Source organism: Bifidobacterium primatium (assembly GCF_002802875.1).
In the GTDB taxonomy this organism is placed as follows: domain Bacteria; phylum Actinomycetota; class Actinomycetes; order Actinomycetales; family Bifidobacteriaceae; genus Galliscardovia; species Galliscardovia primatium.
Genome location: NZ_PEBI01000004.1, coordinates 189,233 through 210,626, shown reverse-complemented (window position 1 = coordinate 210,626; position 21,394 = coordinate 189,233). Strand labels below are relative to the sequence as shown.

At 63.5% G+C, this 21,394-nt stretch carries 21 protein-coding genes; 18 read left to right on the top strand and 3 right to left on the bottom strand.

Annotated features, from left to right (window positions below):
- The first annotated feature begins 1,026 nt into the window (after positions 1 to 1,026).
- From CS006_RS08885 to CS006_RS08860, 6 genes are all read left to right on the top strand, one after another.
- Complete coding sequence (locus tag CS006_RS08885) at positions 1,027 to 1,236, top strand: hypothetical protein (protein WP_100511457.1); 210 nt, start codon at positions 1,027 to 1,029, stop codon at positions 1,234 to 1,236.
- Between the two features lie 623 nt (positions 1,237 to 1,859).
- On the top strand, positions 1,860 to 3,338 hold the full coding sequence (gene argH, locus CS006_RS08880) for an argininosuccinate lyase (RefSeq protein WP_100511456.1): 1,479 nt from the start codon (positions 1,860 to 1,862) through the stop codon (positions 3,336 to 3,338).
- A gap of 243 nt (positions 3,339 to 3,581) precedes the next feature.
- Complete coding sequence (ahpC, locus tag CS006_RS08875) at positions 3,582 to 4,148, top strand: alkyl hydroperoxide reductase subunit C (RefSeq protein ID WP_100511455.1); 567 nt, start codon at positions 3,582 to 3,584, stop codon at positions 4,146 to 4,148.
- A 132-nt stretch (positions 4,149 to 4,280) separates the two neighbouring features.
- Entirely contained in the window at positions 4,281 to 6,032 is a 1,752-nt protein-coding gene (locus tag CS006_RS08870) for an FAD-dependent oxidoreductase (RefSeq protein WP_100511454.1), read from the top strand.
- 149 nt (positions 6,033 to 6,181) lie between these two features.
- Entirely contained in the window at positions 6,182 to 6,718 is a 537-nt protein-coding gene (locus tag CS006_RS08865; RefSeq protein ID WP_100511453.1) for an HD domain-containing protein, read from the top strand.
- Positions 6,718 to 7,650, top strand: a complete 933-nt coding sequence (locus CS006_RS08860; RefSeq protein WP_207760036.1) for a putative ABC transporter permease — start codon at positions 6,718 to 6,720, stop codon at positions 7,648 to 7,650. Before CS006_RS08865 ends, CS006_RS08860 begins: the two co-directional genes overlap by 1 nt.
- 141 nt (positions 7,651 to 7,791) lie before the next feature.
- On the opposite strand, the gene CS006_RS08855 is transcribed toward CS006_RS08860, so the two are convergent.
- Positions 7,792 to 8,658 carry a thiazole synthase gene (locus tag CS006_RS08855; RefSeq protein WP_165777323.1) on the bottom strand — a complete coding sequence of 289 codons (867 nt, stop codon included), beginning with the start codon at positions 8,656 to 8,658 and terminating at the stop codon, positions 7,792 to 7,794.
- 40 nt (positions 8,659 to 8,698) lie between these two features.
- Entirely contained in the window at positions 8,699 to 8,893 is a 195-nt protein-coding gene (gene thiS / locus CS006_RS08850) for a sulfur carrier protein ThiS (protein WP_100511451.1), read from the bottom strand.
- Positions 8,894 to 9,174: 281 nt separating this feature from the next.
- On the opposite strand from thiS, the gene CS006_RS08845 reads away from it, so the two are divergent.
- From CS006_RS08845 to CS006_RS08805, 10 genes are all read left to right on the top strand, one after another.
- Positions 9,175 to 9,504: a putative heavy metal-binding protein gene (locus CS006_RS08845; RefSeq protein ID WP_100511598.1), complete on the top strand. Its 330-nt coding sequence runs from the start codon at positions 9,175 to 9,177 to the stop codon at positions 9,502 to 9,504.
- A 124-nt stretch (positions 9,505 to 9,628) separates the two neighbouring features.
- Positions 9,629 to 10,438, top strand: coding sequence for a HesA/MoeB/ThiF family protein (locus tag CS006_RS08840; RefSeq protein ID WP_100511597.1), 810 nt, complete (start codon positions 9,629 to 9,631; stop codon positions 10,436 to 10,438).
- 84 nt (positions 10,439 to 10,522) lie between these two features.
- A complete protein-coding gene (locus CS006_RS08835) occupies positions 10,523 to 10,849 on the top strand; it encodes a rhodanese-like domain-containing protein (protein WP_100511450.1) in 327 nt (108 codons plus the stop codon).
- A 108-nt stretch (positions 10,850 to 10,957) separates the two neighbouring features.
- Positions 10,958 to 12,271, top strand: a complete 1,314-nt coding sequence (tyrS, locus tag CS006_RS08830) for a tyrosine--tRNA ligase (protein ID WP_100511449.1) — start codon at positions 10,958 to 10,960, stop codon at positions 12,269 to 12,271.
- Entirely contained in the window at positions 12,268 to 14,145 is a 1,878-nt protein-coding gene (locus tag CS006_RS10865) for a tetratricopeptide repeat protein (protein ID WP_100511448.1), read from the top strand. Before tyrS ends, CS006_RS10865 begins: the two co-directional genes overlap by 4 nt.
- Complete coding sequence (locus CS006_RS08820; RefSeq protein WP_100511447.1) at positions 14,145 to 15,218, top strand: HAD-IIA family hydrolase; 1,074 nt, start codon at positions 14,145 to 14,147, stop codon at positions 15,216 to 15,218. Before CS006_RS10865 ends, CS006_RS08820 begins: the two co-directional genes overlap by 1 nt.
- A 15-nt stretch (positions 15,219 to 15,233) precedes the next feature.
- Positions 15,234 to 15,383, top strand: a complete 150-nt coding sequence (locus CS006_RS10785) for a hypothetical protein (protein WP_165777322.1) — start codon at positions 15,234 to 15,236, stop codon at positions 15,381 to 15,383.
- Positions 15,384 to 15,393: 10 nt separating this feature from the next.
- Positions 15,394 to 16,137: a TlyA family RNA methyltransferase gene (locus CS006_RS08815; protein WP_100511446.1), complete on the top strand. Its 744-nt coding sequence runs from the start codon at positions 15,394 to 15,396 to the stop codon at positions 16,135 to 16,137.
- Positions 16,138 to 16,263: 126 nt separating this feature from the next.
- Positions 16,264 to 16,515 carry a hypothetical protein gene (locus tag CS006_RS08810; protein WP_100511445.1) on the top strand — a complete coding sequence of 84 codons (252 nt, stop codon included), beginning with the start codon at positions 16,264 to 16,266 and terminating at the stop codon, positions 16,513 to 16,515.
- Complete coding sequence (locus tag CS006_RS08805; RefSeq protein WP_100511444.1) at positions 16,512 to 17,792, top strand: aryl-sulfate sulfotransferase; 1,281 nt, start codon at positions 16,512 to 16,514, stop codon at positions 17,790 to 17,792. Before CS006_RS08810 ends, CS006_RS08805 begins: the two co-directional genes overlap by 4 nt.
- Positions 17,793 to 17,816: 24 nt before the next feature.
- Here CS006_RS08805 and CS006_RS08800 read toward each other — a convergent pair whose 3' ends face one another.
- Positions 17,817 to 18,173: a hypothetical protein gene (locus CS006_RS08800; RefSeq protein ID WP_100511443.1), complete on the bottom strand. Its 357-nt coding sequence runs from the start codon at positions 18,171 to 18,173 to the stop codon at positions 17,817 to 17,819.
- A 315-nt stretch (positions 18,174 to 18,488) separates the two neighbouring features.
- Between CS006_RS08800 and CS006_RS08795 the strand changes: the two genes are divergently transcribed.
- Both CS006_RS08795 and CS006_RS08790 read left to right on the top strand, forming a co-directional pair.
- Entirely contained in the window at positions 18,489 to 20,114 is a 1,626-nt protein-coding gene (locus tag CS006_RS08795; protein WP_100511442.1) for an ABC transporter substrate-binding protein, read from the top strand.
- A 253-nt stretch (positions 20,115 to 20,367) separates the two neighbouring features.
- Positions 20,368 to 21,393: an ABC transporter permease gene (locus tag CS006_RS08790; RefSeq protein ID WP_243386991.1), complete on the top strand. Its 1,026-nt coding sequence runs from the start codon at positions 20,368 to 20,370 to the stop codon at positions 21,391 to 21,393.
- Position 21,394 lies beyond the last annotated feature (1 nt).

The following is a 21,394-nucleotide window of genomic DNA, read 5'->3' as shown; positions in this document are numbered from 1 at the left end:
CGACGTGTATGCCCTCAAGACCGGCGGGATATCTCTAGAGCCTTAGCTCTAGAGCTTCATTGAGGATGGCGGATGAAACACGAATACGCGCCCTCGTTCCATGATTTCTGGAGCCTTAGCTCTAGAGCTTCATTGAGGAGAGCTCACCAGCAGCGAGGGCACCGAACCCGCGAACAATCTCTGGAGCCTTAGCTCTAGGGCTTCATTGAGGATGCTTTTCGAGGCCCATGGAAGCGGCCTGAGCCTTATCTCTAGAGCCTTAGTTCTAGGGCTTCATTGAGGACCTGGACAGAAGGTCGAATACCAGCTGACCATCCAGCCCATCTCTAGAGCTTCATTGAGGAGTGTTCATGTGTCACGGACCTCCCGAGGAGAACCAATATCTCTAGAGCCTTAGCCCTGGAGCTTCATTGAGGACGCGTCGAGGGTGGACTCCGCTGCAAGGTCACCGACATCTCTAGAGCCTTAGTTCTAGAGCTTCATTGAGGAAGCACTTGCGAGGAACGTTACCGGTGTGCGCTCGGCCATCTCTGGAGCCTTGGCTCTAGAGCTTCATTGAGGAGAGCTCGCCAAGCTCGCCGAACTCGATGCCGACTGCTGATCTCTAGAGTCTTAGCTTTAGAGCTTCATTGAGAATCGAACACGTGCCATTGGTCGTCGATGCCGGCAATGCTCTCTAGAGCTTTAGCTTTGGAGCTTTATTGAGGACAGGACATTCAGGCCGCGCCAATCGCGCCCAAGACGATCTCTCGAGCTTGCTTCATTGAGGAGAGCCGCTCATCACCCAGGTCGACACCACCGGCGTAATCTTTAGGGTCTTAGCTCCAGAGCTTCATTGAAGATTCGGCGGGACGAAATGCCACGACCTGACCCACCCCATCTCTAGAGCTTCATTGAGGAGAATGCGACCGCGACGGATGCCCAGTCAAGGAATAATCTCTGGATTCTTATCTCTAGAGATTCGTTGAGGACAGAATATTTTTCGGTAAATTGATACGTCATAATTGCTTATATGAAGGAGGAAAGATGACCATTCATTATCTCGGCGTCACCGATGTCGCCAATAAGCTTGGCATAGCCACGTCTGCCGTCAGTGCCTATAAGCTTCCTGAACCGGACGTCATGATAGGACGTACCCGAGGCTGGAAAGAAGAAACCATCGACGCGTGGAATGCCGCTCGTCCCGGGCGTGGCGTTGGTGGGGGTCGGCCGCGCAAGAAGCCGAAGACCGACTGAAAAAATGACGAGGCTTCAAAGTGGACGAAGAACATGACACGGAATTCGATATCACGTTGGTTGAGGATTCCGTGCCAGGTTTCAGCTTGTTGTTACCGGTAGAATCGTTGAAATTTCAACGATGATGGCTGCCTGACTTGCGTGGATTGTGGCAGGGAAGGATGATTTGGGCGAAACTGGTGTTCCGCGCCGCTGATTTGTGGCAGGGAGTGGCGATGGTGAGGGGATTGTCGTTCCGTGACAGAGGATGATGGCAGGGAGCGACGATTTCAGGAATCGCCACGTTCCGTGACGGATATCGGTGGCAGGGAGGAACAAGGAACGCATGTTATGCCGTTCCATGACAAGAAGTCGTGCCATGGGACGACGATGCCGGGGATTCTTTCGCTCCGTGATAAGGAACCATGCCACGAAACGACGATACGGGGAATTGTCACGTTCCGTGCCGTGGGACCTGGCCGTGGAACGGCTGCATCGAACGCGTCTCGCATTCCGCCGCAAACCGACCCTATGTAGCCATACGCTGATAGCCTTGCAAACAGCTTCGTACACGCGCGTGCGTTCGCATCTACGCATACGCACGCGCGTACACGCATGTCCACGATGACAGAAGGAGAGCATCCATGACCGAACAGTCCGAACACCTCGCCCTGTGGGGCGGCCGCTTCACCTCCGGTCCCTCGCCCGAACTGGCCCGACTGAGCAAGTCCACGCAGTTCGACTGGCGACTGGCCGACGACGACATCGCCGGTTCGCGTGCCCACGCCCGCGCCCTCGGTCGTGCCGGCCTGCTCACCGACGACGAGCTCAAGCGCATGGAGGATGCCCTCGACGAACTGCAGCGCCGCGTCGACTCCGGCGAATTCGCCCCCATCGAAGACGACGAGGACGAGGCCACGGCCCTTGAGCGCGGACTCATCGAAATCGCCGGCGACGAACTCGGCGGCAAGCTGCGCGCCGGCCGCTCCCGCAACGACCAGATCGCCTGCCTCATCCGCATGTGGCTGCGCCGCCACTCCCGCGTGATCGTCGGCGAGCTCATCAAGCTCGTCAGCGCCATCATCAAGCAGTCCGAGGCCGCCGGCCACACCGTCATGCCCGGCCGCACCCACATGCAGCACGCCCAGCCGGTGCTGCTCGCCCACCAGCTCATGGCCCACGCCTGGCCGCTCATCCGCGACATCCAGCGCTTCATCGACTGGGACAAGCGCATCGACGCCAGCCCGTACGGCTCCGGCGCGCTCGCCGGCAACACACTCGGTCTCGACCCGCAGGCCGTGGCCCGCGAGCTCGGCTTCTCCCGCGTGACCGACAACTCCATCGACGGCACCGCCGCCCGCGACTGCGTGGCGGAGTTCGCGTTCATCGCCGCCATGACCGGCGTCGACATCTCCCGCCTTTCCGAGGAGATTATCATCTGGAACACGCAGGAGTTCGCGTTCGTCAAGCTCGACGACGCCTACTCCACCGGTTCCTCCATCATGCCGCAGAAGAAGAACCCCGACATCGCCGAGCTCGCCCGCGGCAAGTCCGGCCGCCTCATCGGCGACCTGACCGGCCTGCTTGCCACGCTCAAGGGCCTGCCCACCGCATACGCCCGCGACCTGCAGGAGGACAAGGAAGCCGTGTTCGACCAGGTCGACACGCTCGAGGTGCTGCTGCCCGCCTTCACCGGCATGGTCGCCACCATGCGCTTCGACGACAAGCGTCTCGAGGCAGAGGCCCCCACCGGCTTCGCCCTCGCCACCGACATCGCCGAATGGCTCGTCAAGAACGGCGTGCCGTTCCGCCACGCGCACGAGCTCTCCGGCGCCTGCGTGAAGATCGCCGAAAACCGCGGCCAGGAGCTGTGGGACCTCACCGACAAGGACTTCGCCGAGACATTCGCCGAATTCCTGCCCGAGGAGAAGGCCCCCGGCGTGCGCGAGGTGCTCTCCAGCCGCGGCTCCGTCAACTCCCGCAACGGCAAGGGCGGCACCGCCTACGGCTGCGTGCGCGAGCAGATCGTCGACGCCAAGGCCACCATCGAACCGCTCAAGCTGTTCGCCGACTCCCGTTCCGACGGCACCGCATACAAGGCCCCGAGCGAGCTGCTGCGCTAGTCGCTTCATAGGATTCGAAGGATTCCGAGAAGACCGGGAAGACCATGAAGGCCCGCATCCCCGAACGCAAACAGGGGAGTGTGGGCCTTTTTATGCGTCCGCCGGCTAATGTGATGTTGCTCATGATTCGCCGCGTGTCCCGGTGTTGTTGCGCCGAGGGTGAATCCCCGGCGGATACACTGGAAGGCGGATAGCACAGGGCTGCGGAATCGCGGCCGCGTAGTTGCGCAGAAAGGACATCGCATGGGCAACTTCATCAACACCGAACTCGAGGACTTCACCGTCAACGCCTACCACGACGGCGAAATCGAGACCGTCTCCAAGCAGGACCTGCTGGGCCACTGGTCCGTCGTCTTCTTCTACCCGGCCGACTTCACCTTCGTCTGCCCGACCGAGCTGGGCGACCTGGCCGACCACTACGCCGAATTCAAGGATGCCGACGCCGAGGTCTACTCCGTCTCCGAAGACACCGAATTCGTGCACAAGGCCTGGGCCGAGGCCACCGACACCATCGCCAAGGTCAAGTACCCGATGCTCGCCGACCCGGCCGGCAAGCTCGCCCGCTTCTTCGGCGTGCTCGACGAGGAGGCCGGCCTGGCCTTCCGCGGCGTGTTCATCATCGACCCTGACGGCAAGATCAAGTCCTACACCATTAACGACAACGGCATCGGCCGCAACGCCGAGGAGATCCTCCGCACGCTTGAGGCCGCCAAGTTCGTCCGCGAGCACGGTGACAAGGTGTGCCCGGCCAACTGGCACCCGGGCGAGGACACCATCGCCCCGAGCCTCGACCTCGTCGGCAAGATCTGATTTTTCGATGATCGCTTGATTGTAGATAATCGATAGTTTCCTCAAGGCGCCCGAATCGTATTCGAGCGCCTTTTTGACAATTCCAGTCATTTCTCCCATCAGCCGTTTCATCAGCAAAGGCAAAAGCAAACCATGACCAACGAACACATCTACGACGTCATCATCGTCGGCGGCGGCCCGGCCGGACTCTCGGCCGGCATCTACGCAGGCCGCGCCACCATGGACACCCTGATCATCGAGAAGGACCAGGTCGGCGGCCAGGTCACCACCACATCCGTCGTCGTCAACTATCCGGCCGTCAAGGAGATCGAGGGCACCGCCCTCATGAACCTCATGAAGCAGCAGGCCGAAGGCTTCGGCGTCGAGATCGCCCACGACGACGTCACCTCCTACGAACTCGACGGCGACGTCAAGGTGCTGCACGGCAACAAGGGCGACTACAGGGCGCGTGCCGTCATCATCGCATCCGGCGCGCAGCCGCGGCAGCTCGGCATCCCCGGCGAGCAGGAGCTGCGCGGCAGGGGAGTGGCCTACTGCTCCACCTGCGACGGCGAACTGTTCAGCGGACTGCAGGTGTTCGTCGTCGGTGGCGGATTCGCTGCGGCCGAGGAGGCCGACTACCTCACCCGCTACGCCCGCAAGGTCACCGTGCTCGTGCGCGGCTCGCAGTTCAGCTGCCCACCGCTCACCGCCGCCCGCGCGCTCGACAACCCCAAGGTCGAAGTGCTCTACAACACCGAGGTCGAGTCGCTCGCCGGCGACGACTACCTCACCGACGCCACGTTCGTGAACAACAAGACCGGCGAGAAGACCCACTACCACGTCGAGGACGGCGACAACGTGTTCGGCATGTTCATCTACGTGGGCACCACGCCCGAAACCACCGGCCTCGACGCGCTCGCCAAGGATGAGCGCGGCTACATCACCGTGGACTCCTGGCAGCGCACCAACATCCCCGGCGTGTTCGCCGCCGGCGACGTCGTCTCCAAGCCGCTGCGCCAGATCGTCACCGCCGCGGCCGACGGCGCCACCGCCGCCACCGGCGCCGAGGAATACGTGACCGCCGAGAAGAAGCGCCTCGGCATCCCCGTCGTGCCCAAGCAGACTAAGGCCAAGGCCGCTGCGACCGACGAAGGCAAAACGGCCGCGAAGTCCGCGTCGAAGTCCTCCGCCAAGCCGCAGGGCTCCGCCACCGTCGGCCAGACCAGCGCCATCGCAGACACCCCGTCCGTGCCCCAGCACAAGGGCGTATGGTTCAGCGCCGAAATGAAGCAGCAGCTCGCAGGCATCTTCAACCGTCTCACCGAGGACGTCACCCTCCTGCAGGTCGACGACGGCGGCCAGCCAAGCATCGAGCTCGCCAGCTTCGCCAAGGAATTCGCCTCCATGCACGCGCACCTGCATTATCGCAGCGTCGCCGCCGACTCGGCGGAAGGCAAGGCCATCATCGACAAGGCCGCCATCGTACGCTACCCGGTCTTCGTGCTTCTCGACAAGGACGGCGAATACACCGGCGTCAAGTACAGCGGCATCCCCACCGGCCACGAGGTCAACTCGCTCGTGCTCGGCGTCTACAACATCGCCGGTCCCGGTCAGGCCGTGGACCCGCAGCTCGCCGAACGCATCAAGGCCCTGCCCGAAACGCACATCGAGATCGGCGTCTCGCTCACCTGCCACTTCTGCCCCGACGTGGTCGCCGCCTGCCAGCATATGGCCGCGATGAACCCCAACGTCACCGCCGAAATGATCGACCTCGGGCTCTTCCCCGAGATTCGCAAGGAACGCAAGATCATGAGCGTGCCCGCCACCACCATCAACGGCGGCGACATCCTCTTCGGCAGCCAGAGCCTCGAACAGCTCGTCGCCGCCTGCGAAGCGGCGTGACGGTACCGTCCCCGCGAAACCGCATGATATGAATCATCCCGCATCGAATCATCCGCGGGGATGAATACGCCAGCAAAACCCATCGTCTACAATCGGAATGTCGAAATACCATCGTCATTCCGATTGCAGACCCGGGGAGGGGCTTTATCGTGCTGGCACGCCAGAGAATCCACGAACTCGTACACGAATACGGCCACGATGTGCTCGAACACGAGCGCATGCGCATCGAAAAGCACTGCTACCAGCATGGCGCCGTCACCACGTTCGAGCATTCCGTACGCGTCGCCTGCCTCGCCGTCTACTTCGCCGACCGACTGCACCTATGGCGCTTCATCGACCTGCGATCGCTCGTCCGCGCCGCGCTCCTGCACGACTACTTCCTCTACGACTGGCACTACGACGGCGACGGCACGCACAAACTCCACGGATTCACCCACCCGCGCCGCGCCCTGACCAACGCGCTCGAGGACTTCGACCTCAACCCTGTGGAGCGCAATTCCATCCTGCGGCACATGTTCCCGCTCACCCCCATACCGCCGCGCTACATCGAAGGCTACCTCGTCACCATGGCCGACAAGATCAGCGCCACCCGCGAGACCTTCTCCATGGCACGCTTCTCCAAGCCCGCACTCGCGCCCGTGCCCGAACGCCTCGTCATCACCGACAGCACGAAGAAAGCCGCGTGATGGCCTCGGAACTGCTTGATAACATCCAGTACCTCGACAGCATCCAGTACCTCGAACGGCTCTTCCTCTGGGCGGTGTTCTACAGCTTCCTCGGCTGGGTGTACGAATCCATCCTCGTCTCCGTGCAGGAGCGCCGACCCGTCAACCGAGGATTCCTCAACGGGCCGCTCTGCCCCATATACGGTGCCGGGGCGGCGCTCGCCATCGTCGTGCTCACCCCGCTCAAGGACGTCCCCGCCGCACCGGCCGTGATGTTCATGCTCGGCGCGTTGGGCGCATCCGTACTGGAATACGTGACCTCGTGGGCCATGGAGAGGATATTCCATGCCAGATGGTGGGATTATTCGCATTTCCGATTCAACATCAACGGTCGTGTATGTCTCATCGGAGCCATCGTCTTCGGCGTATTCGGCATCATCATCGTCGACGTCACCCAGCCATGGGTCGAACATTGGACCGACATGATACCCACGACGGCGTTCCACATCCTGGTCTCGGTGCTCTTCGTGGCGTGTCTCGTCGACTTCATCGTCACCGTCGTCGGCGTCAGCGGATTCCACCGTCGTCTCGCCGAATTCGCGCGTGTGCTCGAGCGGGGCAGGGAGAGGATGGCCGACGGCGTCAACCTGTTCGACGGCGTCAGTCTGCTTGACGTGAGCGAGGCGCTGCAGCAGTACACCGACGCGGCCGCCGGTCGTCTTCAGACGTATCGCGACGCCGCCACCGGCAAGGTGCGTGAGCTTTCCGAAAACCTCACGGAGAACATGCCGAAGCCGTCCGTGCCCTCCGTTCCCGTGGCCAAGCTGTATGGCAAGCTGCTCGGGGCCCTGAACTTCCAGCAGCGCCGAATGCTGAGCTCCTTCCCGCGTATGACGTCCGACGAATACGGCGACCTCATCAAGAAGCTCCGCGAGAAGCTGGTGCGCAAGTAGGGTGCATTGTCATCCCTGGCGGAGCCATGGAATGACAAAGCCGAAGGTCCCCGTGACCATCACAAGGATCCTTCGGCTCAGGTCTCTTCCTCCGTCACGCCTTACGGCGTGCCGTCTCCCTTATTATCGCCGATTCCGTTATCAGTGCAGATAGCCGGTCGTCGGGCTGGAGGGGACGGCATGGCCCTCCGTCACCTTGCCAAGACCCGAAAGATAGGCCGCACGGCCGGCGGCGATCGCGTCCTTGAACGCCTTCGCCATCAGCGGGATGTTGCCGGCGCTGGCCACGGCGGTGTACGCCATCACCGCGTCCGCGCCCATCTCCATCGCCTCGCACGCCTGGCTCGGCCGGCCGATGCCCGCGTCGATGATGACCGGCACGTTCGCGTTCGCGATGATGATCTGGATGAAGTCGCGCATGCGCAGTCCCATGTTCGAGCCAATCAGCGAGCCGAGCGGCATTACCGCCGCAGCGCCCGCCTCCTCGAGCTGACGGGCTGCGATGGGATCGGGAAACATGTACGGCATGACCACGAATCCCTCCTTCGCCAGCATCTCCGTCGCACGGATCGTCTCCGCGTTGTCGGGCAGCAGATACTTGGTCTCATGCTCGATCTCGACCTTCACGAAATCGGTCTGGCACACCTCGCGGGCCAGACGTGCGATGCGCACCGCCTCCTCGGCGTTGCGCGCGCCCGACGTGTTCGGCAGCAGCGTGATGCCCTCGGGAATGTAGTCGAGCACGCTGTTCTCCGTGGTCTGCGCGCGACGCAGCGCCATCGTCACGATCTGCGTGCCGGCATGCTCCACCGTGGCCTTGATGAGATTGAGATCGTAGCGGCCGGACCCCAGAATGAACCGGGACTCGAACTCATGGCCGCCGAGATTCAGCGGCTTGTCGACGACGGGCGTCACCGGCGCGGCCGTGCCCACCGGATTCGTGACCTCCGGCTGCGGCGGCAGAGGGGTGTTGGCTACGGACTCTTCGGTTACGGGATTGGGAATCATGATTGCTCCTTGATTGCTTGACGACGATTTGCCTGACGGCTCAGCCGCCCTGAACGAACTGGACGATCTCCATCACGGACCGATCGTCGAGCATGGCCTCCTCTCGCTTGCCGCGCGGCACGATGGCTCCGTTGAGCTCCACCGCAACACGCTCGGCACGATATCCGTGCTCGGCAAGATAGTCGGACACGCTCAGCGGCTTCTCCAACGTGACCTGTTCGCCATTGACCTGCATATATCCTCCGATTATGAGACTCCAAATATGAAAGACGCACAGTATGAAAAAAGGGCGCACGAAAGCAAGCCGTACCCGTGGTGGTGCGCCCCTTCATGAACCCAATCATTCTGTATTCGGTTATCGTCGATAATCCGTTATCTCCGGTCATATTCAGCGTACCTGTCCACCCAGACCGGTGTTTCGCGTTTCGCGGGGCGCGTGCACGACACCCGTATGCGAAGATGGAACCACATCGGCCGCGAAAACGGGTTCGTGCCGAGATCCCAAGGAGGGGAAGCATCATGATCGTCACCACCACACCCACCGTCGAGGGATACGCCATCACCGGCTACTACGGCATCGTATTCGGCGAGGTCGTCTCCGGAGTCAACTTCCTCAAGGACATCGGCGCCGGACTGCGCAACGTGTTCGGCGGCCGCAGCCAGGGCTACGAGGACGAGCTCGTCAAGGCGCGCGAGGGTGCGCTCGCCGAAATGCAGGAGCGTGCCGCGGCCCTGGGCGCACACGCCGTGGTCGGCGTCGACATCGACTACGAGGTGCTTGGCGAGGGCGGCAACATGCTCATGGTCACCGCATCCGGCACCGCCGTGCAGCTGGCCAGGGCGTAGCCGCAAGGGGGCGGGTCTCCGATTCGCCGTCCAGCCTTGAACCCAAGATGATGAACAATCGAATTGGCCAGAAAGGACGGCACCAATGACCGAATCGCAGCAGACGGGCTCGCCGAAGCCCCGCATCACGCTTTCGGACGACCAGCTCGAACGCTATGCCCGGCATCTGATTCTCAAGGGCGTCGGCGTGCGTGGGCAGAAGCGTCTGCTTGCGGCGAAGGTGCTCATCATCGGCGCGGGAGGTCTCGGATCGCCGGTCGCGCTGTATCTCGCCGCGGCCGGCGTCGGCACGATCGGCATCGTGGACGACGACGTGGTGGACGTCAGCAACCTGCAACGCCAGATCATCCACGACGACGACCGCGTCGGCATGCCGAAGGCCGAATCCGCGAAGCTGAGCATCAATCGGCTCAACCCCGACGTGAAGGTGAACGTGCATGGGACGCTGTTCACCGCCGACAATGCCGCGGACATCATCGACGGCTACGATCTCGTGATCGACGCCACCGACAACTTCGCCGCGAAATTCCTCATCAACGACGCCTGCGTGCTCGCCGGCAAGCCGTTCATCCACGGCGGCGTGGTGCGTTTCGCCGGCCAGCTCATGACCTATGTGCCCGGCGAGGGCCCCTGCTACCGCTGCATCTTCCGCGAGATGCCCGCGGCCGGCGAGGTGCCCACCTGCCGTGAGGCCGGCGTGCTCGGCGCGGCGGTCGGCGTCGTCGGCAGTCTGCAGGCCGTGGAGGCGGTGAAGATGATCACCGGCGCCGGAGACCTCCTGACGGCGCGCATGCTCACCGTGGACCTGCTCACCATGAACATCCGCACCGTGCCGCTGCCCAGGCATGAGCCCGACTGCCCGGTATGCGGCGAGCATCCCACGATCACCGCGCTCGAGCCGGACAACTACATCCAGCCGGCGTGCGCGGTCTGACCGGCACGGCCGGACGCAGCCGGAGCGCGGACGACGATACGGCGAGGAGACGATTCATGAAGAAGAAGGGAAAAGGGGAACACCATGTTCGATGACGACGAGATCGAAGTGAGGCAGATGACGCCCGAGGAATTCGCCGGGCTCGACTATTCCTCGGTCACGCTGCTCGATCTGCGCGAGCCGCACGAGGTGGCGGCACACGGCATTCCCGGCGCATTGAACGTGCCGTTCGACCCGCTGCCGCACGTACTGCGCAACGTGCCCAAGGACAAGCCGGTCGTGGTGTACTGCCGCGAGGGCAGCTGGAGCGAGGAGGTCGCCGAGATCCTCGCCGACCGCGGATACGATGCCGTCAACCTCACCGGCGGCTTCGAGGCCTACGAACGCTATCTCGCCGACCGCGAAGAGTAGCCGCTCCGACAGATGCCGGCCCGCCCGTGCTTGTCATACTCTACTGTCAAACTGATGGATGCGAATATGCGCATTTTCACCAATTCAACAGGGAGTGACAGGGAACACATGTCTCAGGTCAGAAGTTACAAGGAAGCGGGGTTCGATTCTCTTCTCGAAGAGCTCGAATGGCGCGGTCTGGTCAATCAGTCCACTGACAAAGAGCAGCTTGCCGAAGCGCTGGACGGCGATCCCATCACCTATTACTGCGGCTTCGACCCCACGGCGGCCTCCCTGCACATCGGCAACCTCGTGCAGCTCATCAACATGAGGCACCTGCAGGCAGCCGGACACCATCCCATCGCCCTGGTCGGTGGCGCCACCGGTCTGATCGGCGACCCTCGCCAGTCGGGCGAGCGCACGCTCAACCCCAAGGAGACCGTGGCCCAGTGGGCCGAGAAGCTGCGCGTGCAGATCAGCCGGTTCCTTGAGGCCGACGGCGACAACCCGGTGCGCTTCGTGAGCAACTACGACTGGACCGCGCAGATGTCGGTCATCGACTTCCTGCGCGACGTCGGCAAGAACTTCCGCATGGGCACCATGCTGGCCAAGGACACCGTCGCCCGCCGTCTGAACTCCGAGGAGGGCATCTCCTTCACCGAGTTCAGCTACCAGGTGCTGCAGGGCAACGACTTCCTGCACCTGTTCGACGAATACCACTGCGTGCTGGAGCTCGGCGGCTCCGACCAGTGGGGCAACCTCACCTCCGGTCTCGACCTGATTCGCAAGGTGCGCGGCGAGAGCGTGAACGTGTTCACCAGCCCGATCATCACCGACAGCCAGGGCAAGAAGTTCGGCAAGTCGGAGGGCAACGCCATGTGGCTCGACCCGACCATGCTCAGCCCGTACAAGTTCTACCAGTTCTGGTTCAACCAGCCCGACGACCAGGTGGTGAAGCTGCTCAAGGCGTTCACCTTCCTGCCGAAGAGCGAGATCGAGCGTCTCGCCGCCGAGGTGGAGGAGAACCCGGGCCGTCGCGAGGCGCAGAGGACCCTCGCCTGGGAGGTCACCAGCTACGTGCATGGCGAGCAGGCCACGCAGCAGGCCATCGACGCGGCCGCCGCCCTGTTCGGCCGTGGCGGCGACCTCGGCTCCATCGACGAGGACACGCTCGAATCCGCGCTCGGGGGCCTCAAGCAGGCCGACGGCACGTTCGCCCGGGCCAAGGCCGGCGACCGCATCATCGACGCGGCCGCGGCGGCCGGACTGTTCAAGTTCGCTTCGGAGGCGCGTCGCGCCATCAAGTCCGGCGGCGTGTACGTGAACAATGCGCGTGTGGAGGACCAGGAACAGACCCTTACCGCAGAAGATTTTCTGCATGACCGATTCGTATTGATCCGCCGCGGCAAGAAGTCGCTGGCAGCATTGGAGGAGACTCGATGAGCGCTGAGAATTCCGGCAATCGTTCAGGAAACCGTTCGGGACGTTCCGGCGGCTATGGCAACGGCAACCGCGGCGGCAAGTCCTACGGTCCACGCCGCGGCGGCCAGGGACGCGGCGGCTTCGGCCACCGCGGCGGCGGCAACGGGGGCAGGCGCTTCCACCGCGACGGCGAGTTCCACAAGGACCGCGACTTCCGTAGGGACGGCGACGCCCCGCGCCGCGACGGCGAGCACGGTGAGGGACAGCGTCGCGAAAACGGCCAGCACGGCGGCTTCCGCCGAGGCGACCGTCAGGGCTTCCGCGGCAACGGCGGCAGGTTCCACCGCGACGGCGATCGACGCGGCTTCCGTCGTGACGACCGCCGCGACAACCGCGACGGAGAGCGCAGGGACTTCCACAAGGACGGCGAGCGTCGCGATGGCGAACGTCGTTTCGAGGGGCGTCGTGATGATCGTCGCGACAACCGTCGTTTCGATGACCGTGGCGGCAAGCGCCGCTTCGACGACCGTCGTGGCGATCGCCGCGGCAATGACGGCGGCTACGACAAGGGCGGACGCAGGTTCGATCGTGACGACCGTCGTGGCGGTCGTGACTTCGATCGCAAGCCGCGCCGCTCCTTCGACGACAAGCCACGCAATCCGCGTTACGAGCGTGACGGCGAGCATCAGGAGCATCGTTTCGACGGTCAGGGAGAGATTCGCGAGAACCGTCGCGACTTCCATCGCGACGACCGCCGCAACAATCGCTATGAGCGCAGCGGCAAGGGATCGCATGGCTTCTATCAGGACGGCCGTCGCAATTCCGACGGCACGGTGAGCTACCCGTCGCAGAACCCGTACACGCACCGCCGCCCCGATGAGCCGAAGATGCCGAAGGGCCTGGAATGGTCGATGCTGTCGACCGATGAACGTGAGCGTCTGCGCGGTCTGAGCAAGGAGCACGCCGAGAACATCGGTCTGCACATGCTCGCGGCCTACACGCTGGAGGAGGAGCATCCCGAAGAGGCGCTCGAACACGCGAAGTGGATCGCCCGACAGGCCTCCCGCATCGACATGACCCGTGAGGTGCTGGCGCTGATCGCATACCGTCAGGGCGATTACAAGCTCGCGCTGCGCGAGTTCCGCACCGCCTACCGCATGAACGGCTTCCTCGACTACCTACCGTTCATCGCCGACTGCGAGCGTGGCGTGGGCAATCCGAAGAAGGCCATCGAGCTCGCCGCCTCCGATGAGGCCAGGGCTCTGCGCGGCGAGGCCAAGGCCGAGATGTTCCTCGTCGTGGCCGGCGCCTACGGCGACCTCGGCAACTGGGACAAGGCCATCGAGCTCGTGCACACCGTCGGCCGTTCCAAGGGCATTTCCGGCGAATACCGCATGCGTGCCGTGCAGGCCGAGCAGAACTTCCTCGAGCAGGCCGGCCGTACCGACGAGTCCCTGGCCCTGGACGGTCTGGTCGACCGTCTTGAGGACGAGTACGCCGAAGTCGATGACGAGGATGACGACACCATCATCGACAACGATCTCGAGGACATCGACGACGAGCTGCTCGAAGGTCTCGGCATCGACCTGTCCGTCCCCGACGACGACGATGAAGCCGAATCCGAGGATGCCGACGCCGAAGAGTCCGAGGACTCCGAGGAAGGCGCCGCGGAGACCGAAGGCGAGCAGACCGAGGAGGCCGGGGACGCCGAAGAGGCGGCGCCTGCCGATTCCGACGGTTCCGAGGAACCCGAGACCGAAGCTGAGGCCGAGTCCGAAGCCGAATCCACGGACGGCGAGCCGGCCGAGGAGGGTACCGAACCCGCTGAGGATGCGAAGTCCGACGATTCCGATGAAGCCGATGATTCCGTCGAAGCCGAGGAGCAGGCCGAGTAATGACCGGCGCATACCTCAAAGGCTCCGACCGGCCCCTGAGCCAGGCGTACCGTCTGGCGCTACTCGACCTTGACGGCGTGGTCTACCGCGGCAAGAACCCGGTGGAGCATGCCGCCGACTCCATCGCCCAAGCCGAATCATCCGGCATGGCGATGGAGTACACGACGAACAACTCCTCGCGATTCCAGTCCGTCGTCGCCGAACAGCTGCGCGGCTTCGGACTGAACGTCGAACCCTGGCAGGTCATCACCTCGTCCGTGGTGGCCGCCCGCATGGTCGCCCATCACGTTCCCGCCGGCACCAAGGTGCTGGCGGCCGGCGCCCCGCATCTGCGCGAGGAGGTCGCCAAGGCCGGCCTCACCCTGGTGGATAGCGTGGAGGATGGGCCGGAGGCCGTCATCCAGGGCTGGTATCCCGAGATCACGTGGAACGAGCTCGCCGCCGTGGCATACGCCGCACAGCGGGGAGCCAGGTTCTTCGTGACCAACCGCGACCTGACGATTCCGCGCGAACTGGGCATCGCCCCCGGCTGCGGATCGCTGGTGAACGCCGTCATTGAGGCCGTGGGCCGTCAGCCCCTCGGCTCGGCCGGCAAGCCCGAATCCGCCATGTACGACGAGGCCCGGCAGCTCGTGGCCGACGCGCAGAGCGCGCAGGGCAAGGCCGCCGAACCCGTGGCCAAGGAGCAGTGCCTCGCGATCGGCGACCGTCTCGACACCGACATCGAGGCGGGCAACCGCGGCGGCTATGATTCGCTCGTCGTGCTCACCGGCGTCGCCGACCCCAGGGGCATCATGCTCGCCGAGCCGATCCTGCGCCCCACGTACATCGCCAAGGACCTGCGCGGTCTCAACGAGGCGCATCCGGCTCCGGCGCCGCTTCCCGAGGGAGGATACGCCTGCGGCCGGGCCAGCGCATGGATCGACGGCGGCGAACTGCATGTGGCGTCGCAGGGCGACGTCGAGGCGCCGTCGGCGCTCGACGCGCTGCGCGCCGCCTGCTGCACGATGTGGCAGGCCGCCGACCGCGGCATCGACACCGGCGCCATCGTCCTTCCCGATTTCGACATCTGACGGACGATGCGATCCATGAACGACAGCATTGATACCGGCGCCGATCTCGCCGATCGTTTTCCCGTTCTCGGCGAGATCGACGCCGCCGACTATGACGCCCAGATCGTGGCCTACCGCGACATCCTGCGCACTCTCGGCGACGAACTTGATCGGCTCAAGAACTGAAAGGCGGCACATGGCATCATCGCGTCTCGACGCCGAACTCGTCTCCCGAGGACTGGTCGACTCCCGATCGCGCGCGCAACGGCTCATCAGGGATGGTGCGGTGGTCGTCAACGGCACGGTCGTGACCAAGCCCGCCGCCAAGGTGTACACCGCCGACGACATCGTCGCCGACAATGGCGACGACTACGTCTCCCGCGGCGCCTACAAGCTCATCGGCGCCTATGAGCACTTCGGCCCGATGGGACTGCTTTCGCCCGAGGGGCTGGACTGCCTTGACATCGGCGCCTCCACGGGCGGCTTCACCGAGGTGCTGCTGCGCAGGGGCGCAGCGCGTGTGCTGGCCCTCGACGTCGGCCACGGACAGCTGCATCCGCGCGTCGCCGACGATCCGAGGGTCATCGACATGAGCGGCACGAACATCCGTGACGTGCAGGCCGACGACCTGCCGTTCACTCCGCGGCTCATCGTCTCCGACGTCTCCTTCATCTCGCTCACCTATGTGATACCCGTCATCGAACGCATAGCGCCGGCCGGAGCCGACGTGGTACTGCTGGTCAAGCCGCAGTTCGAAGTCGGTCGCGAGCATCTCGGCAGGGGCGGCATCGTGACGGACGACGACGCGCGGCGACAGGCCTTCGACCGTGTCGTCGCCTGCGCGAAGAATCACGGTTTCGATGTAAGGGCCACATCCCCCTCGCCGATCACCGGCACCCACGGCAACGTCGAATACCTGTTGTGGATCACCCGCCGATAGCGACGCTCGACGAGCGTCACCGGCGTCGCCGTCGACGGCGGGAGCGAGGTGTGCCGCAGGTTACATCTCCATGAAGAGACTCCCACACCTTCCGTCGCGCGGAGTGCACGGCGGAATAATGGCGGTATGAGGGATAAGATTATCGCGGCCGTCGTGGGGGCGGTCCTCGTCATTCTCGCCGGTCTTGTCGGCGTCGGGGGATTCCTCGGCTACCAGGCCATCGAACGGCTCGACGCCAACGCGCAGACGACGGCATCCAACGTCAAGGAACTCGACGAAACCATCCAGGACCAGTCCGACAGCCAGTCCTCGCGTATCGACGATTCGCTCAGCGGCGTCGACCTCGGCTCAAGATCAATGGCATTCCCACGCCGGTGAAGCTCAACGTCGTCAATCCGAGGGTCAACGCCAAGTCGCTGGCGGTCGGCATCGACAACCGTCTGACCCTCGACGTCCCCGTCAACAGCGTCGTCACGGTCAACGGCCGCCGATACACGGGGACCGTGAACCTCCGGTTCGACCGGCTGTCGCGTGAGGTCAGCCACAACACCGTCATCAAGATCAGCCGCACGACGGGCGAGCAGCGTACGATCACCATCCCGGCCCTGCCCGGCGACTTCCCGAACCTGGAGGTGTCCGGCCAGAACTTCACCACGCCCAAAGGCGACTACTACGGCAACGTCGGCACCGGCGCCAGCACCTACGTCTATCGCATGACCCCCGACGGCCGCATCCTCTACTACCGCCGCGGACAGGATATCGACAACCTCAAGAAATACACGTTCGGCGGCAAGACCTACTACTCGTTCTTCGAGGCGGTGCCCGAATACAACCAGATCGAGGACTTCAGCCTGAAATTCGGACAGATCGTACTGCTCGACGACCAGTACCGGCAGATCAGACGCATCCGTCTGACCCCCACGAGGAAACTGCCGCAGGGAGGGTACGCGGAGAACCACGACTACATCTTCCTCTCGCCCACGCACTACATCCTCATGGGGGAGGTGTACTCGCCCATCAAGGACGGCAAGGGCAACACCAACGAGATGCGCTCCACGTACATCCAGGAGCTCGATGGCGGCAAGGTCACGTTCGAATGGCTCAGCAGCGAGCATCACGAACTCGACGACAGCTACCAGGAGCTCATGGACAACAACGAGGACTACATGCACTCCAACAGTCTCGTCCTCGACCCGAAGGACGGCAATTTCGTCCTTTCGGCGCGCAACCAGGACGCCGTCATGAAGATAGACCACCATACCGGCGCCATCGTATGGACGCTCGGCGGCAAGAACGACCAGTTCTCCCTGCCCAAGGACCAGAGGTTCTCGCGCCAGCACTACGCCTACTTCGACGACGACCACAACCTGCTGCTGTTCGACAACGGCGTCTCGTCCGGGCACACGACCATCAAGCGCTACACCCTCGACGAGAAGGGCCACAAGGTGACGGCGTTCAGGAACTTCGACCTCGGCGACCACTTCTCCATGTACTGCGGCAGCGTGCAGCAGATCTCCGCGGACCGGTACTTCATCGGATGGGGCATGGCCTCCAACAAGGTGCTCGCCACGCTCTACGACTTCAGGAACGACAAGGTGATCAGCGAGATCGTCTCGTCGACGTCGCAAAGCTACCGCACGCAGTACTTCGAATAGACGACGACGTTCCCGAAGGGGACGTTACTTGCGCTTCGAGCCCTTCTTCGGGGATTTCGGGGACGAGCCCTTCGCGGGTTCGTCCTTCTTGGGCTTGACCGGGGGAGCGAAAAGCACAAAACGCTCCTGAAGCCCGCGCTTCACCGGCGGAATGGAGCCGATCACGAAGCCGACGAGCCCGCCTCCGATGATGCCCCACGATTCCAGGTCGCGTCCGGCGATCATGAAGACGAAGAACAGCAGACAGAATACGACGCCCAGCGCCTGGGAGACCTTGCGCTGCAGCGCGTCCATATCGGTCGTGCGGCGGGGCAGCACCGCGAAGACACAGCCGATGACGGCGCACGCCACGGCGATCACCGCCACGAAGACATACTGCATGGCCCCATCCTTTCCCTGATTTCGCCATAAGCATAAACAGGCATACATGCATGGCCGTCACCGACGGCCACCGGAACCATTCCATCGTTCGCGGTATGCCATATCCGTCCCATTCTATGGGCATTGTGGGAAAAACCGTGGAAATATCAGGAAAAAATCCGGGGTTTCGGATATAACTCTAAGTTGTACTTCCGTACCCCGGGTTTGTTTCGGCTTCATGCCACGGCAACATATTCGTTGCCCGCCGGACATGTCGCAGAAATCCGGGCCCGGCGGCCCCGGCCGCAGGGACGATTGATATGAAGAGAGGTACTCGTGCAGAGTAAAAAGATTCTCGCGGCAGTCGCTTCCATCGCCGCGATCGCGTCGCTCGCGGCCTGCGGCGGCGTCAAGGACGGCGGCACCGCCTCCGATGCCAACGCCATCACCATCGGTACGACCGACAAGATCGTCAGCCTCGATCCGGCCGGCCAGTACGACAACGGCTCCTTCGCCGTGATCATCAACGTGTTCCCGTTCCTGTTCTCCCAGAACTACAACGAGTCCGAGATGAGCCCCGACATCGCCGCCGATGACGGCAGCTGGAACGCCGATGGCACCGAGTTCACCGTCAAGATCAAGCCGGGCCTGAAGTGGGCCAACGGCCACACGCTCGACTCCAAGGACGTCAAGTTCTCCTTCGACCGCGTGAAGAAGATCAACGACGAGAACGGCCCCGCCTCGCTGCTCGCCAACATCACCGACATCGAGACCCCGGACGCCACCACCGTGGTGTTCAAGGACTCCGTGAAGAACGACGTGACCCTCAAGCAGGTCCTCGGCTCCCCGGCCGGCCCGATCGTCGACGACGAGGTCTTCAGCGCCGACAAGCTCACCTCCGCCGACGACATCATCAAGGCCAACGCCTTCGGCGGCCCGTACAAGCTCACCTCGTTCAAGCTCAACGAAGCCGTCAGCTACGAGAAGTACGACGGCTACAAGGGCCTGACCCCGGCCAAGAACAACGCCGTGCAGGTGAAGTACTTCGCCGACGCCTCCAACCTGAAGATGGCCATCGAGCAGAACCAGGTGGACGTCGCCTACCGCACGCTGACCCCGACCGACATCTCCGACCTCAAGAAGAACGACAAGGTCAAGGTCGTCACCGGCCCCGGCGGCGAGGAGCGCTTCATCACGTTCAACATGAACATCATGCCGTACGGCACCAAGCAGAAGGACGCCGACGCCAACAAGGCCAAGGCCGTCCGACAGGCCGTCGCCAACCTCATCGACCGCGAGGAGCTGGCCCAGACCGTGTACAAGGGCACCTACACCCCGATGTACTCCTACATCCCGTCCGGCATCACCGGCCAGGTGAACACCTTCAAGGAGAAGTACGGCGAGAACGGCAAGCCGAGCCTCGAGAAGGCCAAGAAGGTCCTCGCCGACGCCGGCGTGAAGACCCCGGTCGACCTCAAGCTGCAGTACAACGCCGAGCACTACGGCTCCAGCTCCGCCGACGAGTACTCCGCCATCAAGTCCCAGCTCGAGCAGGGCGGCCTGTTCAAGGTCGATCTGCAGCAGACCGAGTGGACGCAGTACCAGAAGGAGCGCGTCGTCACCGACTCCTCCGACGGCGTGTACCCGGCATACCAGCTCGGCTGGTACCCGGACTACTCCGATCCGGACAACTACCTGTCCCCGTTCTTCCGCGACGGCAACTTCGTGAACAACGGCTACGCCAACAAGAAGATCAACGACCTGATCGTGCAGCAGGCCGGCGAGCAGGACAAGGCCAAGCGCGTCGCCCTGCTCAAGCAGATCCAGGAGCTGGAGACCGAGGACATCTCGACCCTGCCGCTGCTGCAGGGCGCCCAGGTCGCCGTCACCGGCACCAACATCTCGGGCGTGACGCTGGACGCTTCGTTCCGCTTCCGCTACGCGTCCGTCACCAAGTCCTGAAAACGGGTTCCCCGATGACGGCGCGATGATTTTCGCGAAACATTGGGGAACTACGCTCGGCGCTTAGCCATTTGGGGGATGCCAGAGGCCATGCGGTCGTCTTCGGATGACCGACACGGCCCCTGACATCCCCCTTAAACAGTAATTTCATCAATCCAAGGAGAAACGAGTGGCGTCGAAAGCCCAAGCTCAGACCGAGCAGCCGCAGAACAAGGCGGTTGACACTCCTGAGAACAAACCGAAAAAGAACAGGATATCGGGCGGGTTCTTCCGATTCGTCATCGTCCGCTTCCTGCTGATCATCCCCACCATCTTCATTCTGGTCACCATCGTGTTCTTCGTGATGCGCGCCACCGGCGACCCCATCACCGCAGCACTCGGCGGACGACTCACCCCGCAGGAGCTGCAGGCCAGAATCCACGCAGCCGGCTATGATCGGCCGCTGCTGTCGCAGTACATCGACTACCTCGGCGGTCTGCTGCACGGCGACCTGGGCACCACCCTCACCGACAACCAGCCGGTCATCACCGTGCTGACCCGCTACGGCGCCGCCACGTTCGAGCTGGCGCTGCTCGCGCTGATCATCGCGCTCATCGTCGGCATCGGGCTCGGCCGCATCGCCGCCCGCCGCCGCGACCAGGCCGTCGACGCCGGCATCCGCACGTTCGCCATCCTGTGCTACGCCACCCCGGTGTTCTTCCTCGGCCTGCTGCTCAAGCTCATCTTCTCCGTCTGGCTCGGCTGGCTGCCCAGCTCCGGACGCTCCTCGCTGGCCTCCGAGATGCAGTTCTCGCGTCTTGTCTCGCCGACCGGCTTCTACGTCATCGACGCCTTGCAGCTCGGTGACCCCGCGGTGCTGCTCGACGTGCTCCAGCACGCCATCCTGCCGGCCCTGGCCCTCGGCCTGCTGACCGCCGGCGTATTCATCCGCCTTGTGCGCACCAACGTGATCAGCACCTACACCTCCGGCTACGTCGAGGCCGCCCGCTCCCGCGGCGTCTCCGAGAAGCGCCTGCTGAGCAAGCACGCCTGGAAGCCGGCCCTCATCCCGATCATCACCGTCATGGGCATGCAGATCGCCCTGATGCTCGCCGGCGCCGTGCTCACCGAGACCACCTTCGAATGGAAGGGTCTCGGATTCATGCTCTCCACGTACCTCAAGGCCCGAGACTTCGTGGCCGTGCAGGGCATCGTGATCCTTATCGCAATCATCGTTTCGGTGGTGAACTTCATCGTGGATGTCGTCAGCGCCCTTATCGACCCGAGAGTGAGGTACTGAC